Raw genomic sequence first — 15,418 nt, forward strand, 5'->3', positions numbered from 1 at the left:
CACAGAAGGAGAACCGACCCGTGGCTGAGCCGACTGAGACTCAGGCTGTTTCGAAGGCCGTTGCCGATCCCTCTCTCGTCCTGCTGACCGTCGAAGAGGTGGCACGGCGGCTTCGGACAGGCCGTACGACGTGCTTCAAGCTCGTGCTCGCGGGCGAGATCGAGTCGGTCACGGTCGGTCGACTTCGGCGGGTTCCGCCCGAGGCCTTCGTCAGTCGGTGATGTCAGGGGTTTCGGGATCGACTACCGGCGCCGAGCATCTGGTCGATGACGCGCTCCAGGGCGTCGTCATCTTCGATGATGAGCGCCGCGGGTGGCTCGCCCTTATTAGCCCAAATCCTTCGGTTACAGAACCGTCACACAACAGAACACAACTGGCTGCCGGGTCGGTGGGTCCTACTGTGCGTGACGACGGCACACTCCCGCCGTCACCGAGCGCGGCGACACCGCGCGATACACGCATCCGGGGGATACGTTGAACACGCTTGCACGCAAGGTCCGTTCGTCGGTCGCGGTCTCGGGGACGGCCCTGCTGCTGGCCGCCACGGGCTTCGGCCTCGCGCCGGCCGCTTCCGCGGACGAATCGCAGCCGCCGATGCTGGCGGTCGCCACCGCCGCGCCCGCGGAGGTCGGACTGGCCGGCCTGCCGGTTGGCTTCACCACAAAGGTCTCCAACACCGGCGCCCATGACACCTCATCGGCGCGGCTGATCTACCGGATCGACGGGGGAGCCGGCCTGCCGTCGAACGCCGTCAGCCTGCAGTACCGGCTCAGCGGCACGGCGTGGAAGACGGTGCCGCTGACGTACGCCGATGAGAAGTTCTCCGGCGAGATACCCGAGACCTTCCCGCTCGCCGCAGGCCAGTCCCGCACCGTGCAGCTGCGCATCGGGGTGCCCATGGGCACCCCGCACAACGGCGACAGCAACGGCGGCACCCAGCAGCTGAAGCTGACCACTCTCGTCTCCAACGGCGCCTCCGGAGCGGCCACCGACACCGACGACGACACCATCAAGGTCGACGGCCTCAGCACCGGGCTGTCCGGCGTCCCCGCCACCGTGACCGCCGGCGGCCCCGCCATCAGCTTCGAGGCCACGGTGACCAACCCCACCGCGTCGAGGTACGAGAACGTCACGGACACGCTGATCACGAACAGGTACGCCTCCGTGCAGGTGCTGCGCTCCGGGACCTGGAAGACCCTCACGCCGGTCACCTCGAACGCCGAGGCCGATGTGTACGGGTTCGACGTGATTGGCAAGGACGCCTCCCTCGCCGCGTACAGCAGCACGGTCGCCAAGGTCCGGGTGACCTACCGCAAGGACACGCCCGCCGGAAAGGCCACCGTGCAGCCCTGCGCATTCGTCAACCAGGGGTCGACACCTTTCCGCGGCACCACCTCTTGCGGAGACCGCGCCACCTTGACGATGCTCGCGGCGGGCTCCACCGGATCCACCGGGGGCACGTCCACCCCGATCCCGACCCCGACCGCCTCCGCGACCCCGACCCCCTCCGCCTCGCCGTCCACCTCGACCGAGGCCCCGTCCGCGACCTCGGGCACGACCTCCGGCACGTCCGGGACGAGCTCGCAGCTGGCCAAGACAGGAAGCAGTGGGACGTCCACGATCGCCGTGGCGGCCGGCGCCTTCCTCCTGGCCGGAGCCGGGGTACTGGGCGCCGTGGCCCTGCGCCGCCGCCGCACGCGGGCCTGACCCCCGAAGTAGCGCAGGCACCACCCGTCCAGCCAAGACGGGAGGTGCCTCTGCTCGGCCGGCCGTCTGAGCGGCTCAGTGAGGACAGCCGGTGATTGTCATGCCGACCGAGTAGGACAGCCAACGGTCACGCTGATTGGGCTCGAATCGTGCCGGTAGTGGCCGCTCGGCCTCGTCGACGCCGAGAAAGTTCACCGGCGGCACGCCAGGGATATCCCCACCGAGTCGAGCCGGCGGTCGCGGCGGCCCATGCGCATCGAGGTCGTGGCGGGCCGCCACTGGCCAGGCTGGCCTGCAGAGCGACCGCGACTGCCTCGGCGATGACGAGGCGGCACATCTGGCGGCAGCTTAGGCGGTGCGGCGCGACGCCGAAGCTGCTCAGGAGACCCTGCCCTCATGTGCCGGTCACGCGGGATCCCCGAACGAGACTCCAATTCGACCCGCAAACTTCAAGTTCGGAAAAACAACAGCTTCGGAGGGCTTCCCGGAGTGGCGCGGGGGCATCGGCGTCGTCCGTGGCGGCCTGTACCGCCAGGAATGCAGCGGCCAGCATCGACAGGGTGATGTGCCGGTACCAGCCGTGCCAGTGGCGCACCTCGTAGTCGGCCAGCCCGCACTGATGCTTGCCGAGTTTGATCGCGTCTTCCACCCGCCAGCGCGCGCCGGCGACGTGGGCCAGGTGTTCCGGCGGGGTGCCGGCCGGGCCCCAGGCCAGGTAGTAGTCGAGGTCGTCGGGCGTTTCGGGGCGGCGTCGGGCGATCATCCATCGGCTCGGCCAGGGCTGCCCCCGCACCGCGGTGCCCACGAGCTCCTCCGGGTCGGCGATCCGGCGGACCCACCACTGCCACCAGCGGGAGCCGGTCTGGCTCGGGCCGGCTTCGATCAGCTGCCACTCGCTGTCGTCCGCGGCGGCGGCCAGCTTGTCGATACGCCGCCAGCCCGGTCGGGGCAGCACTGTCTGGGCGCTGGAGACATTGACCACGTACGGCAGTTGGCGGCTCTCGGCGAAGGAGCGGAAGCCGCCGTCACGACCGTAGACCTCGTCGGCGGCCAGCCAGGTGTTCTCCGGAAGCTCGGGGAGAATCCGGTCGATCATCTTCTCGGCGAGGCGGGGTTTGGTGGCGAAGCCGACGGTCTCGGGCACCTGCGCACCGCTCGCGATCGCCTGTCCAGACTTGCGGCAGGTAGATCTCCCGGTCGACCAGGGTTGCCCCGCGGGCGGCGGCCCAGGCGGCGAACACCCCGATCTGGCAAGGAAAGACGCCGCCGAGTGAGCCGGTGAACTGCCGGGCCACGCCAACAGAAGTCTTGCCCTTCTTGGCGAACCCGGTCTCATCGATGACCAGCACCCCGCCCGCGCTGTCAGCCAGCCCGTCCAGCGCATACCGGCGGACGCGGTCGCGCAGCTCATCGACGTCCCACTTCGCCCGGTCCAGTAAGTGCTGCTGCCCGTCGGGGCGCCGCCAGCCGGCGTACTCGGCCAGCTGCCAGCCATTCTTGCGGGAGACCGGACCCAACAGCCCGCGCACACACGCTTTCGCCCGCCGCCGCAGATCCGCCCGGGGGAAGACGTCGCCGATCTGCCGCAGCAACTCCTCCAACTCGGCATCCCACTCGGCTACTTGTGCCACGTCGCCGGACCAGTCTTCCATAACAGGGAGTTACCCTGCGAACCTGATCAGCGAACTACAACTGAAGGGCTAAAGCCGTGGAGGCGACCGCCCCAGCCACGACGTACCTCCTTCTACGGCAAGCGGTTGATTGCTGTGCGCGTGGCACGGGCGTCTGCTGGGCTGGGGCCGGGCGGCGACAGGAGCGCAAGCCCGGCCGGGGGCCGGGCTGCGCGCGGGGAGCGGAGCGAACCGCCTTGAACCAGTTGAGTTGGCTGCGCTGCGTCACAAGGACATCGACCTGACCGGCCGCCTGGTCGTTGTCCGCCGGGCGCAAGCCGAGTTGGAGAACGGGCGGCTCTTCGACAAGGCTCCCAAGTCGGCTGCCGGGGTGCGCACGGTCTCCTTCCCCGGTGAGCTGGTCGACGCGATTACGCTCCACCTGGAGCACTACGCCGCTGCTGGACAGGACGGTCACGTGTTCGTCGGGCCGCAGGGTGGGCAGCTTCGGCGGAGCAACTTCCGGGACGACTGGGTCAAGGCGCGGAAGGATGCAGGCGTGACGGCCGAGCTGCACTTCCACGACCTGAGGCATACGGGCAACACGCTGGCCTCCACGCCGGGGCACCCGGGAGCTGATGACGCGGATGGGCCACAGCAGCTCCCGTGCCGCGCTGATCTACCAGCACATGACCAGTGACCGTGATCGGGCCATTGCCGACCGCCTTGGCGCGATGATCCGCGACGGTGGGGGAGACCCCTCGGACGGCGGCGACAAGGGCTCCGTAGGGACGTAGTGGCACGCGTGTGGCACGGTGCCGGAAACGGCAAAGGGCCAGCCTGGGAGGAAACCCCTCCTGAGCTGGCCCTTCTCTCTGTGCCCCCGGCAGGATTCGAACCTGCGACACCCGCTTTAGGAGAGCGCTTGGGGTGCCTGGCCGGTGACCTGCGGCTTCAACGGCCGAGCTAGAAGTCATGTGACCTGCCCGTGCCGTCTTCACCTCTGTCCTCTTCGCGACCGGCAACGACCGCGACAACCGCGCCGCCGTCCGGGCCGTACCAACGGAGGAGCTGGACCTGATGAGGCTGGCGGTGTACGGGTCACGGATCGCAGTGGACAAGGTGCTGAAGGGTGCGCGGATGCAAACGTGACGGAATCTGCACAGCGAATGCGCAACTGCGTTACGGGTGCGTTCTGTTGGTGCGGAGTTGTCCTGGTTGGAGCTGCCGTGGCAATAGCTGTCGGTTTCCTGTACGGGGCTACATGTAGAGAAGCTGCCCTCAATTCGTGTGCATGCGTGCATGGATGAGTAGCCGACTGTTTCAACTGTCGCGCTGGGAGCAGCGGCCGACTGGATGCCTGGCACGCTCCGTGATTTGATCCTTCGCGCCGCCGGGATCGCGCCAAGGCGTCCGGAAACGGATGGCGCGCGCCTGCGGTAGCGGCCCACCGGCTTTCCCCAGCTTGGCCGTTCCCCCTTGCCGAACATCCATACGAAGGGCAGTTTCATCATGAACTCCGCTCCCCAGGTTCAGACCCTTGAAATCTCTGACATCGAGCTCGACACCGTCTCCGGCGGCCTGAGCCCGCAGGTCGGCATCGCCGCCGGCCCCACGGCGATCAGCAACTCGGACCTCGTGGCTCAGTTCGGCGCGGTCAAGGACGAGGTCTCGGACACCGTCGGCCAGTACCACCAGGTCGGCGTCACTTTCTCCTTCTGATCGTCAGATCTCGGGACTTCCTCATCGCGGGATCGCTGATACCGGCAGCCTGACTGCCGATCGGCGTCCACAGCGACAAGCCCCCTACCCGCGGGTTTTCGCTGGTAGGGGGCTTGATCGTTAGGGGTTGCCTGTTATTTCCCTGGGGCTTGTCGGGGATCTTGGTGAGCTGAAACTTCGCTGGTCAGGGCCCTAGTCAGCCCCTTCACAGGGGTCGTCATTGGTCGTCGATGGCCGCCGCCGATCGGTCTCGGACGTCCCAGGGACGGCCCATCAGTGGCCCACCTGAACGGCGTCAGCCGGTCGACTCCGAGTTCCTGAAACGTGTTGATCACGCTCTGCCACGCAGCCTCCAGGAAGGGCCCTCGTTCCCCTGGTTCTCGGTCGCAGGTCGGAGCTGGACGGGCCCAGAGACGGATGGCGCCGTCCCGAACGGTTGCTAGCGTGGAAAGTGGTTCTGGCAGCCAGGGGGAAGGAGGCCGACCGATGGCAGTCGAACTCAACCACACGATCGTCGCCGCGCACGACAAGATGGCGTCCGCACGGTTCCTCGCGGATCTGCTGGGTCTGGAGGTGGCACCGGAGTACGGTCCGTTCGTCCCGGTGCAGATGCCGAACGGCGTGACGCTTGACTACATGGACACGGCCGAGTCGATCAGCCCACAGCACTATGCGTTCCTTGTCTCCGAGGACGACTTCGACGCGATCTTCGCCCGTGTCTGCGAGGCGGGCCTGACCTACTGGGCGGACCCGCATCACCACCACCCCGGCGAGATCAACCACAACGATGGCGGCCGTGGGGCGTACTTCGACGACCCCAACGGACACAACCTCGAGATTCTGACCAGGCCGTACGGCAGCGGCGAGGACTGATACCCCGGAGCGGTGCCGGGAGCCGGAGGCCCCTCGGCGACCGTGTGCCCAGCTACGGATCAGAGTGCGAACGGCTCGTAGGCCAGAGCGCGATCGATGATCTTCTCGGCGGTCGGTTCTGGGTCTCCGGGTACCACCCGCTGATCTGGGCCTCTCTCGTGTCCTAGGACGGGTGGGCGCGGACGGTTTCGAACCGCCGGCAACCGCCTTGTAAGTTCGATCTGTGGGTGATCTGGCACACCTCTGCCCATGACGCCCAATCCCCGCGCGGCCGCTGGACTCCGCGGATGTTCGCCGACGTTGATGTCAGCGAGGTGGGCACCGAACGAGTACGTGATCCTCTGCGCCCATATTGTCAGGGCTGGCCGCCAGCCGGAGACGGGTGAAGCGTGACGCCACCTATCTCGTGTCACAACAATGCTGCCTCGACTCACCGTCACTGTGCCGTGTATTCCCCAGGCGGCTTAGTCACAGCCGCAACCGGGTGAAACGCCCCTCGAATCGACTTGCGATAGATCAGTTACGGGTAATTACAGAGAGCCTCCATTTGGCCTCGACCCACCATGCTCTGACGCCAACACGAACTGCGCGGATCGAGAAAGGACTCCGACAATGAGAAGTAGAGTCATCTGGGCGGTCGCTCTAGCGACAGCCTCCGCCTCCCTTGTCACCCCAGCAGTAGCAGCCCAACGCGGGCATGACCACCACGCTTGCCACGTCTCAAGCGCCGCCAACCCTAATAGGGGTGACTGCTTCGTGCAGTTCGACGTGCAGTTCGCGTAGGTGAAAAAACTCAACCTCGGGGGGCCGCCTGGACCAAATCTCGGCGACGCGATGATTTTGAGCCTAGATGTGTTTCAAAATGGTCGGAAGATCGGTGTAGGGGATGGCACCTTCACCACCACGCGGGTCACTGGTTCAGGGCCCAACTCGGTGGTCGAATCGCAAGGGATTTTCACCCTGCGGCTGCCCGATGGGCAATTGAGCATTCAGTTTATTCAGCTCCGTGACGATGAGCAGGTCCTACCTGTTGCCGTCACGGGTGGCAGCGGAGTCTTCCGCGGGGCCGGAGGCGACGGGACTATCACGAAGGGCAACAACTCCGGTGTCGTCAAGCTGCACCTCCAGTTCGCATAAGGCCGCCCCGGGAATGACAAGCCTTGTCCGCTCTGTGCCTGCACCGTGCCCACCGTAGTCACGGACGTCAAACCGCGTTTGTCGCGGATCGGCACCGGTCCTCGCCGGACCCCGAGAACTGATCCACGGTTGGTGAGAGTCGTTCATCGGTGGGTGCATGCGGCAGTGTAGACCGCTGGGGCTTGGTAGCCGAGCGAGCTGTGTCGTCGGCGCCGGTTGTAGTCCTCCTTCCAGTCGCTGATCACGACTCGGGCTTGGGCCAGCGACCAGAAAGATGTGAAAGTTCAGGTGGCCTAGCAACGGCGTCCCTGGACACGGTTGCCCTCAGTCACTCAGGTCGTATCAGTCATACAGCCGCGTACTTACCTCTCTCGGTCAGCACGGGAAAGCCGAGACGGCTAGCCCAAACCGAAAGGGTGTTCAGCGGACTTCGGCGCCGAGGGCGATGTCGAAGCCGGCGCCGTTGCGGGCCAGCCCCATCAGCAGGATGCCGGTCCATTCGAGGACCGAAGCCATCGCGAGCCCTCCCGTGTCCAGGGGCCGCAAGTCGATGCTCTCCAGAAACGCCGCAACTTGGGCCTTCGCTGCGGCGTCGTCGCCGGCAACAAAAACGTCCAGGGGCGTGTCGCGAGCGAGGACGTGGCCGAAGACCGAGTTCAGCGCCTTCACGACGGGTGTGCCCTCGGGGGCGGCAGCAGCGATCTCCTGGGCCGCCGAGCTGTCTGGGGTGGTCGTGAGTCCGCTGGCGTCGGCGTTGAAGGGATTGGAGATGTCGACGAGGACCTTGCCGGCAAGGGCGTCGCCGTAGTGAGTGACCACGTCGACTGCGCCGGTGTACGGGACGGCCACGATGACGATGTCACCTGCCGGCGTTGCGCCGAGCGCGCCGACGGTGGCTCCGTGGCCGATCTGGTCGGCCAGCGCCAAAGCCTTGGCGGTGTTGCGGCTCATGAGCTCGGTCGCGTGGCCGTGCTTGGCTGCCCGGGTGCCGATGGCGGCGGCCATGTTGCCCGAACCGATGATGCTGATGGTGGTCATGACGTGTTCCTTTGCTGTCTATGGAGCTGCCGGTAAGGCGTGAGTTGCCGGTCTGATGGGCTGCATCAAGCGCTTTGGCCACGCAGCATTGGCTCGCGGACTAGTTGCGTTCGCGGGCGACGTGTTCGCGTACCGCGGGGATGGTTTCAGCGGCGAAGCGCTCGATTACGTCCTGGTCGTCGCTGGCCAGAATGAAGATGCTGACGCCGTCCTCGACGGCCAGCTGGGTCAGTGCCTCCGGAGTCTGCTGGCCCGGGAAGATGTTGAGTAGACGGGTGATCTCGCGGGGATCGCGGCCGGCGGCCCGGGCGGCATCGTCGATGATCGCGTTTCCCTTTGATACACCGCCCGGCTCCATCATCGGCAGCGACGGCAGCCAACCATCGGCCTTGCGTCCCACCAAGCCCTGCATCTTCGGCTTGTGGGCGCCGAGCCAGATCGGGATCTCGTGGGCGGGCGCGGGTCCACGCTCGGCGCCGTGGACCGAATAGAACTCGCCGTCAACATCCACGCCGCCGGGCTCGTCGGCATCCCAGACCCCGCGGATGATGTCGATTGCCTCGTCAAGTGCCGCAACGCCCTGTAGCGGGGTCAGCCGCCGTCCGCCGATCGCCTGCACGGCATCCCAGTAGAAGCCGGCTCCGAGTCCGAGGCTGGTCCGTCCACCGGAGAGCAGGTCGAGGCTGGCCGCCGCGCGGGCGAGTACGGCGGGGGGCTGACGCAGCGGCAGGTTCAGCACGTTGCCGGACACTCCGATGCGCTCGGTCCGCGCGGCCACCCAGCTCAGCAGAGTCCAGGTATCGAGAAAGCTCGACTGGTAGGGATGGTCCTGGAAGGTGACGAAGTCGAAGCCGAGCCGCTCACTCAGCTGCGCCAACTCGACCGGACGGCTCGGCGGGGAGTTGGTGGGACCGAGGAACGTTGCGAAACGCAGGGGATGACCGTAGTCAGGCATCGATGTCTCCTTCAGTCGTTCGTTCGTGGTCAGCCGCGACGCGACGTCGTCGCGCAGAGCGTGTCGTCAGATCAGGGCGCTGACGATTTCGTCGAGAGGCTCGGGCTGGCCGGCCTCGTGGTGAAGGCTGGTGCCACCGCGGATCAAAGCACCGCGGACGACAGCGGCGGCCCAGAACAGGCCGGCGGCCCACCAGAAGCCGACAGTGAACCCGTGCACGGTGGCACCAACAACGGCCGTGCTGCCATGGTGGGTCTGCTCCTCGTGCGGTCAGGTCGGAGCGCCGACATAAGGCACTCCTCTGGTCGGCACTCGCCGTTAGATCTGGCTGAACCCGCCGTCGACGACTAGGTTCGCGCCGGTGATGAAGCTGGCGTCCGAGGAGGCCAGGAACAGCGCGGCAGCCCCGATTTCCTCGCTGGTTCCCAGCCGTCCCAGCGGAATGGCGGCGGTGATCTGTTCCCGGAACTCGGGGGGCACGGTGCTGAAGAGCGCGGTGTCGATCGAACCGGGACTGACGACATTCACCCGGATACCGCGGACCTTCAACTCCTCGGCCCAGGTGCGGGCAAGTGAACGAACGGCGGCCTTGCTCGCCGAGTAGACACCGGCACCGGGGATGCCCTTGGTCGCGCTGCTCGTGCCGTTCAGGATGATCGACGCACCGTCGCTCATCAATGGCAGCAGGTACTGAACGGTGAACACAGTGCCGCGGAAGTTCACGCCCACCAGCGCATCGAACGTATCGGGGGTGATACTTCCCAACGGGTCGGACACCGACGCGACGCCAGCGCTCGCAAAGAGGACGTCGACTCGTCCGTGGTGCTCCCGCACGGTCTCAGCCAAACGAGCCAGGTCGTCCAGATTTCCCGAGTCCGCCTGTACGCCCGTCACGTTGTGGCCGATGGCCGCGACCGCCTCGTCCAGTCTGTCCCTGTCTCGCCCGGTGATGAACACGTAGGCGCCTTCGGTCACGAACAACTTGGCCGTCGCCAACGCCATCCCAGAGGTTGCTCCAGTGATCACGGCGACCTTGCCATCAAGTTTGAGCATGTTGACCTTTACCTTTCTGTCGGCCGAACGGCCGATCGATGTGTAAACCTGCGAGGTTCGTCGGGCCGGCGAGTTGACGCCGCTCGTGCGAAGCGCTCCGCAAACGGGGCTGGTCTCCCGTTCACTGATACATGCCTACCATAACAGATGCGTGCGCGCGCACCTAAACGGGCGAGCATCCAATTTTCGGGTACACTGCCGAGCGTGAGGGCACCCGTGTCGCAACCGCGAATCATTTCCCCGGACCAGGTCAACGGCTGGTTTGCGCTGCTGTTCACGCACGCCACGGTCACCGGGCGGATCGACGCCGTGCTGATGGACCAGCACAAGATCTCGTTCAGCACCGTCGAGATCCTGTGCTGGCTCCTGGAGGCCGAGCCTCAGTCGGTTCGAGGTCTGTCTGGCAAACTCGTCAGCGTCAGCCCGACCAGAGCATCACGGTTGGTTCAGCAACTGATCGATGCCGGGCACCTACAACGTGGAGCCGACCAAGGCGACGGTCGGGTGTCGCTCATCAGCTTCACCGAGAGCGGACGGCACTTCGCCGAGACGGTCAGACGAACCTTCGAAGATTCGGTCAAGAAATATTTCGTCGATCCCCTCAACGACGATGACATCGCTGCCCTCACCCGGATCTGGGCCAAGCTCGAAAACGCAGAAGGTCCTAGCTGAAGGAATCCGATTCGCCCTGACCGCTGCCCCTCTCCCGGCGACACGCGACCGATCAGCGGCTGTCGTCCGCTGTCTGGACTTCGGGCGACAGGACCGCGCGATGCTGGGATGGATCGCTGCGACGACCACACTGAGCCGCTGCCATCCGTGAGCAATCGCGACATTCGCACCTTACGCCGCCGAAGAAGACCGAACCCCACACCAACAGGACGCGGTCGCTCGCACCAGCGCTCTCGGCGATGAGCTGATAGCCGCCGACTGGCCGGACCCCGAGAGCTGACCCACGGTTGGTGTGAGTCGTTCATCGGTGGGTGCAAGCGGCAGCGTAGACCGCTGGGGCTTGGTAGCCGAGCGAGCTGTGTCGTCGGCGCCGGTTGTAGTCCTCCTTCCAGTCGCTGATCACGACTCGGGCTTGGGCCAGCGACCAGAAGATGTTGATGTTCAGGCATTCGTCACGGACCCGGCTGTTGAACGACTCGACGTATCCGTTGCGCCAAGGCTCGCCGGGCGGGATGAAGGCGAGCCCGACCCGTTCGCCGGCCCAGTCGGCCATCGGCTCGCAGGCGAGCTCGGGGCCGTTGTCACAACGCAGCACGGCCGGGTAGCCACGCATCGCTGCGAGGCGGTCGAGTTCGTCGATCAGGGTGTCGCCGGTGATGTTGCGTTCGACCAGGCCGCCGAGGCATTCGCGGGTGTGCTCGTCGACCATGGATGCGATCTTGATCGGGCGGCCGTCGGTGGTGGCGTCGAACTGGAAGTCAACCGCCCAGACCTTGTTGGGGGCGTCGGCTGTCGGCCGGTCGGGTGCGGTGCTGGTGCCGGTGCGTTTGCGGCGTCGGCGTTGCGGCACGCGTAGGCCTTCCTCGCGCCACAGCCGCTGCAGCTTCTTGTGGTTCACCGCCCAGCCCTCGGCGCGGGCGTCGTGGAATGCGGGGCGGAACCCGCGGCGCGGATGGTCTTTCGCCCATGCCCGCAGCCAGGTCCGCAGCCCGGCGTCCGGATCGGCCGTGGTGCTTGCTTTGGGCTCTTGTCGCTGCGTCGTTCTGTTCTGCCCGGTCACCCGGCAAGCGAACCGTTCGCTCACGCCCATCACGCGGATGAGGTGCGCAACGGCCGCCCGCCGGCGTTCCGGGCTCAGAAGTTTCCCCGGGCGATCTCCTTCAACGCGGCCTTCTCCAGCTCGGCGTCGGCAAGCAGCCGCTTGAGGGTCGAGTTCTCCTTCTCCAGGTCCTTCAGCCGCTTGGCGTCGTCGGCCTTCAGCCCGCCGAACTGGTTCCGCCAGCGGTAATACGTCTGCTCGGACACCCAGGGCTCGCGGCACACGTCGGCGACATCCTTACCCTCGCCAAGCATCCGATCGGCCTGCGCCAGCTTGCGCACGACCTGCTCCGGCGAATCCTCTTCTTGGTGGTCATCGTCATCGAGCCTTCCTGCCCACGTCGTGGGCGGCAAGACTCTCACTCGACGTGGATCAACCAACCGGGGTCAGGCCAGTCCGGATGTCGGATGCCGCGTGGTCTTGAAAATCTTCGTGGCGCGAGTCGCCGAGGGTTCAAATTCCACACCCACCGCGCAGGTGAACAGCCCCTGACCTGGGATTTAGGTCGGGGGCTTGTTCATGTCCGAGTACCGCAGAGCACTGCGATTCCCCGCGAGTTCCCGGGCGATCGAGCACGCGAGGGGCACGCGTCGCTTCTCACTCCTGGGCCCAATCGAAGGGCATGGGGGCGCCTTGCGGGATCACCCACGGGTGGGGGTACCGGGCCTGACAGTCGGTGCAGCGTGCGACAAACGGACCTATGTCGGGGTTGGTCAGAACGCTGTAGTGGCTGGACGCCTCGGCGGGGAGCACGTAGCCGTTCGCTGTCGTCTCCAGACCAGGCCACGCGGGAGAGCACTTGCAGAGCTGCTCTACTGCGAATGACGCGCCCTCAGCAGTCTTCGTCGTGCGCTTGAACAGGTCGGTGAAGGTCTTACGCACAGACACGGCAGACTCGCATTTCGAAGCGGGTGATCTGGGGCGCTGAGATTACAGCGCGGTCGGCGGAGTCTCCATGGCCGAGTCAAGCCGGAGGGACGCCGTCCATCGACAGGACGACGTCCCTCCGGGCAGGGGTTTTACAACCTGGCCTCATCCTTGTCAGGTCGATGACGGGGTGCTGTCGGTGTCGGTCCGCCCACCCGGCGCCTCGACTGGCTGTCCGCTGACGTTCAGCGTCGACCACGGCCGTTCGCCCTTGTTGGTGTCAGGCACTGATGTCAGGAGAATCATCGGGCTTCACTCCCCGCCGCAAGAATGGTCCGGGGATTCGCCGGTCGTAACGCTGGTGTCCACACTCCAACGGGGTGCCAGACGTATCGAGCACCTGGGATTCCGAGACAACCCTGTTGGGGTCACCGTTCTCGAAAACCACACACTCACCAGCTCGGCCGCAACGGTCACTGCGAACCGGCAGATTTCCGCGCACTGGATCACCCCACTCCGCACCCTAGCGGCCAGTCACCCACGCTCTGGCCGGCTCTCGAGGTCCTACGAACTCCCTGCCCCTCGATGCGAACTATGGGCGCGACGTTCACTGAGGTCTGCCGGGCGATGGTGCGGGTGACGCGTCGGGTGCCGGGGTCTGTTGAACTGCCGTCGAAACTCGCCGGTATGACCGCCTGAGCGTGCGGGCGCCGGTCCTGTGCCGCTGCGTGCATGGGGCCCGACGCCGCGGGAGCGGCTGGGAGCGGTCAGTCGACGAAATACTGGTCGTGCCTGTCGAAGAACTCGGCGCGCTCCGCGTCGGTGGCGTTGCCCATCTCCGACATCTTCTCGAAGAACTCCTCACGCGGTGCGCCCGGAGTGAAGAGCAGCAGCATCTCGGCCAGGGTGTCGGAGTCGTTGCGGAAGGCGTGCAGCCCGCCCTGCGGAACGTGCAAGAAGTCGCCCTCCCGCGCGTCGACCCACTTCTCGCCATTGAAGAGGCGGACGGTTCCATTGAGGATGAAGAAGGACTCCGAGATGGTCCGGTGGAAGTGCGTCTTGGGGCCATCCGCCTTCGCCCCCAGCATGACCCGGTAGAGGCCGAACTCACCGCGCGTGACGTCGGCCGTCGCGAGGTAGCGGATGGCCATGCCGTCTCCAGGTTCGCCGACATTCGGCGCGGTGTCGGCCGGCAGGAAGTGCGCGTTGATCTCGCCTCCATCGCCGAAATACACCTGCTTCGGGTACGACACGCAAACCATCCCCTCAGGCGCTCCGGAGGTCAGAGCTAGAGGCCGCGCCTACCTCTCCATCCTGTGCACAGCATCCGGGACATGCCATTCGGGGGACGGTCAGCGGTCACCGGCCGTGGAGTGTTTTGCCTGGAGTACGCAAGTTCGGTGAGCCGATCACACCGTCAAGGGAAACGCTCTGACCTGGCGTTTCGTCGACAGGTGCAGAGAGGGCCCCTCGCGCCACCGCTTTAGGAGAGAGGCGGGGGCGTCTTGGGGGTGACCTGCGGCTTCTTTGGGCGAGCTAGCGGGCCCGGATGCGACCTGGAGCCACCCTGGTCGACCGTGGCTGACCCCTGTATCTGGCACGGCTGTGGCACGCGACTATCTACGTCGTGCACCTTCTGATCCGTAGGATCGGGCAGCACGCCGTGAGGCCCGCCGACGGCCTCCTACTCCGATCGCTCGGGTTAGCAATCATGCGCGACTGTGTGCCGTCGTTGCCGTCAGAGCTGCCGTCAACTCCCAACTGTGGCGCTGCAGCAGCCTGGCCTGGCCCACGTGCAGCGGGGGTGAACCGCAGACGTTGCACAGTGACATGCGTGGGTACGGGTGAGCTTCCATCAGGACTGTCAAGCATCACCTGAGACTCGACACGCAGTGCGGTAGCCGATCGACCTGGGAGAGGCGCGGATGCCGTGGGCAAGTCCCGGCGGTTCGAGCAAGTGCGGCACGGAACGACGGCACGGCGGCAAGCAGGGAGCGATGACCGAGCACATACCGGATCCGCGTGACCATGGACATCTACACCTTCGTGCGACTCGATTCACAGCGCTCCGCATTCGATCACGTCGGAGATTCCCTGAGGGGTGACGGCAACGACCCGGACGATGACGATGGTGCAGCTGGTGTCCCGGTAGCCGTCTGATCGACTCCCGGGACTATCCGATGAGGGTCTCCTTCGGACGGACTACGCAGAACTCGTTCCCCTCCGGATCGGCCAGCACGGTCCACGACTCGTCGCCGCTCTGCCCGACGTCCGCTCTGCGAGCGCCGAGGGCAAGGATTCGCTCGATCTCGGCTTCCCGGTCCTCCGCCGTGGAGGTCAGATCGAGGTGCAGGCGGTTCTTGACGACCTTGCGGTCTGTCACCGGCATGAAGCAGATTCCCACCGGGGCCGTCTCGTCCGGCCCGATCACGACCTCTCGCTCTCGCTCGGACAGGATCTGCCAGCCCAGCACCTCAGCCCAGAACCGGGCCAGGCCGGGCAGGTCGTGGGCGTCGATGACGATGTGATGCAGCGAGACAGGCATGCCGAACAGTGTTCCCTTTGAGCTCATGGACAGAACAGAGGCGGTTGCCGTCCAACGGGGCCTCTGGTCTGGTGTGCACTCAGCAGGATTCGAATCTGCAACCTTCTGATCCGTAGGCTCTGGCCGGATCAGTCAGCGAC

Annotated in this window: 13 protein-coding genes, 1 tRNA gene and 4 pseudogenes; 8 read left to right on the forward strand and 10 right to left on the reverse strand. The window is 66.0% G+C overall.

What is annotated here, in order from left to right; translation table 11 throughout:
• Positions 1-20 precede the first annotated feature (20 nt).
• Together OG798_RS39310 and OG798_RS39315 are read left to right on the forward strand one after the other, a co-directional pair.
• Positions 21-221, forward strand: a complete 201-nt coding sequence (locus tag OG798_RS39310) for an excisionase family DNA-binding protein (protein WP_328758535.1) — start codon at positions 21-23, stop codon at positions 219-221.
• Positions 222-474: 253 nt separating this feature from the next.
• Entirely contained in the window at positions 475-1,707 is a 1,233-nt protein-coding gene (locus OG798_RS39315; protein WP_328758537.1) for an LPXTG cell wall anchor domain-containing protein, read from the forward strand.
• A gap of 394 nt (positions 1,708-2,101) precedes the next feature.
• On the opposite strand, the pseudogene OG798_RS56645 reads toward OG798_RS39315, so the two are convergent.
• Positions 2,102-3,359 (reverse strand): annotated as a pseudogene (locus OG798_RS56645) (IS701 family transposase).
• Between the two features lie 229 nt (positions 3,360-3,588).
• Between OG798_RS56645 and OG798_RS39330 the strand changes: the two are divergent.
• Positions 3,589-4,017 carry a tyrosine-type recombinase/integrase gene (locus tag OG798_RS39330; RefSeq protein ID WP_435864223.1) on the forward strand — a complete coding sequence of 143 codons (429 nt, stop codon included), beginning with the start codon at positions 3,589-3,591 and terminating at the stop codon, positions 4,015-4,017.
• A gap of 178 nt (positions 4,018-4,195) precedes the next feature.
• Here the strand turns inward: OG798_RS39330 and OG798_RS39335 are convergent.
• Positions 4,196-4,270, reverse strand: a tRNA-Arg gene (locus tag OG798_RS39335).
• Positions 4,271-4,304: 34 nt separating this feature from the next.
• On the opposite strand from OG798_RS39335, the pseudogene OG798_RS39340 reads away from it, so the two are divergent.
• The 4 genes and pseudogenes from OG798_RS39340 to OG798_RS39355 form a co-directional block, all read left to right on the forward strand.
• Positions 4,305-4,469 (forward strand): annotated as a pseudogene (locus OG798_RS39340) (DUF2000 family protein); the annotation flags it as partial.
• Positions 4,470-4,829: 360 nt separating this feature from the next.
• A complete protein-coding gene (locus OG798_RS39345) occupies positions 4,830-5,039 on the forward strand; it encodes a hypothetical protein (protein ID WP_328758541.1) in 210 nt (69 codons plus the stop codon).
• 486 nt (positions 5,040-5,525) lie between these two features.
• On the forward strand, positions 5,526-5,912 hold the full coding sequence (locus tag OG798_RS39350) for a VOC family protein (RefSeq protein ID WP_095851982.1): 387 nt from the start codon (positions 5,526-5,528) through the stop codon (positions 5,910-5,912).
• A 783-nt stretch (positions 5,913-6,695) separates the two neighbouring features.
• On the forward strand, positions 6,696-7,049 hold the full coding sequence (locus OG798_RS39355) for a hypothetical protein (RefSeq protein ID WP_328758542.1): 354 nt from the start codon (positions 6,696-6,698) through the stop codon (positions 7,047-7,049).
• Positions 7,050-7,192: 143 nt separating this feature from the next.
• Here the strand turns inward: OG798_RS39355 and OG798_RS39360 are convergent.
• The 5 genes and pseudogenes from OG798_RS39360 to OG798_RS39380 all read right to left on the reverse strand — a co-directional run.
• A pseudogene (locus OG798_RS39360) lies at positions 7,193-7,324 on the reverse strand (integrase core domain-containing protein); the annotation flags it as partial.
• 145 nt (positions 7,325-7,469) lie between these two features.
• A complete protein-coding gene (locus OG798_RS39365) occupies positions 7,470-8,087 on the reverse strand; it encodes an NADPH-dependent F420 reductase (protein ID WP_328758543.1) in 618 nt (205 codons plus the stop codon).
• Positions 8,088-8,187: 100 nt separating this feature from the next.
• Complete coding sequence (locus OG798_RS39370; protein ID WP_328758544.1) at positions 8,188-9,042, reverse strand: LLM class flavin-dependent oxidoreductase; 855 nt, start codon at positions 9,040-9,042, stop codon at positions 8,188-8,190.
• A gap of 66 nt (positions 9,043-9,108) precedes the next feature.
• On the reverse strand, positions 9,109-9,261 hold the full coding sequence (locus tag OG798_RS39375; RefSeq protein WP_328758546.1) for a hypothetical protein: 153 nt from the start codon (positions 9,259-9,261) through the stop codon (positions 9,109-9,111).
• Positions 9,262-9,360: 99 nt separating this feature from the next.
• Positions 9,361-10,095 carry an SDR family NAD(P)-dependent oxidoreductase gene (locus tag OG798_RS39380; protein ID WP_121414698.1) on the reverse strand — a complete coding sequence of 245 codons (735 nt, stop codon included), beginning with the start codon at positions 10,093-10,095 and terminating at the stop codon, positions 9,361-9,363.
• 204 nt (positions 10,096-10,299) lie between these two features.
• Between OG798_RS39380 and OG798_RS39385 the strand changes: the two genes are divergently transcribed.
• A complete protein-coding gene (locus OG798_RS39385) occupies positions 10,300-10,767 on the forward strand; it encodes a MarR family winged helix-turn-helix transcriptional regulator (RefSeq protein ID WP_328758548.1) in 468 nt (155 codons plus the stop codon).
• Between the two features lie 301 nt (positions 10,768-11,068).
• On the opposite strand, the pseudogene OG798_RS39390 reads toward OG798_RS39385, so the two are convergent.
• The 3 genes and pseudogenes from OG798_RS39390 to OG798_RS39400 all read right to left on the reverse strand — a co-directional run bounded on the left by OG798_RS39390 (position 11,069) and on the right by OG798_RS39400 (position 15,278).
• Positions 11,069-12,182: pseudogene (locus tag OG798_RS39390) on the reverse strand (IS3 family transposase).
• A gap of 1,318 nt (positions 12,183-13,500) precedes the next feature.
• Positions 13,501-13,995, reverse strand: coding sequence for a cupin domain-containing protein (locus tag OG798_RS39395; RefSeq protein ID WP_267063102.1), 495 nt, complete (start codon positions 13,993-13,995; stop codon positions 13,501-13,503).
• Positions 13,996-14,906: 911 nt separating this feature from the next.
• Complete coding sequence (locus OG798_RS39400; protein WP_095851979.1) at positions 14,907-15,278, reverse strand: VOC family protein; 372 nt, start codon at positions 15,276-15,278, stop codon at positions 14,907-14,909.
• Positions 15,279-15,418 lie beyond the last annotated feature (140 nt).

The sequence above is a fragment of the Streptomyces sp. NBC_00271 genome, assembly GCF_036178845.1.
In the GTDB taxonomy this organism is placed as follows: Bacteria; Actinomycetota; Actinomycetes; order Streptomycetales; family Streptomycetaceae; genus Streptomyces.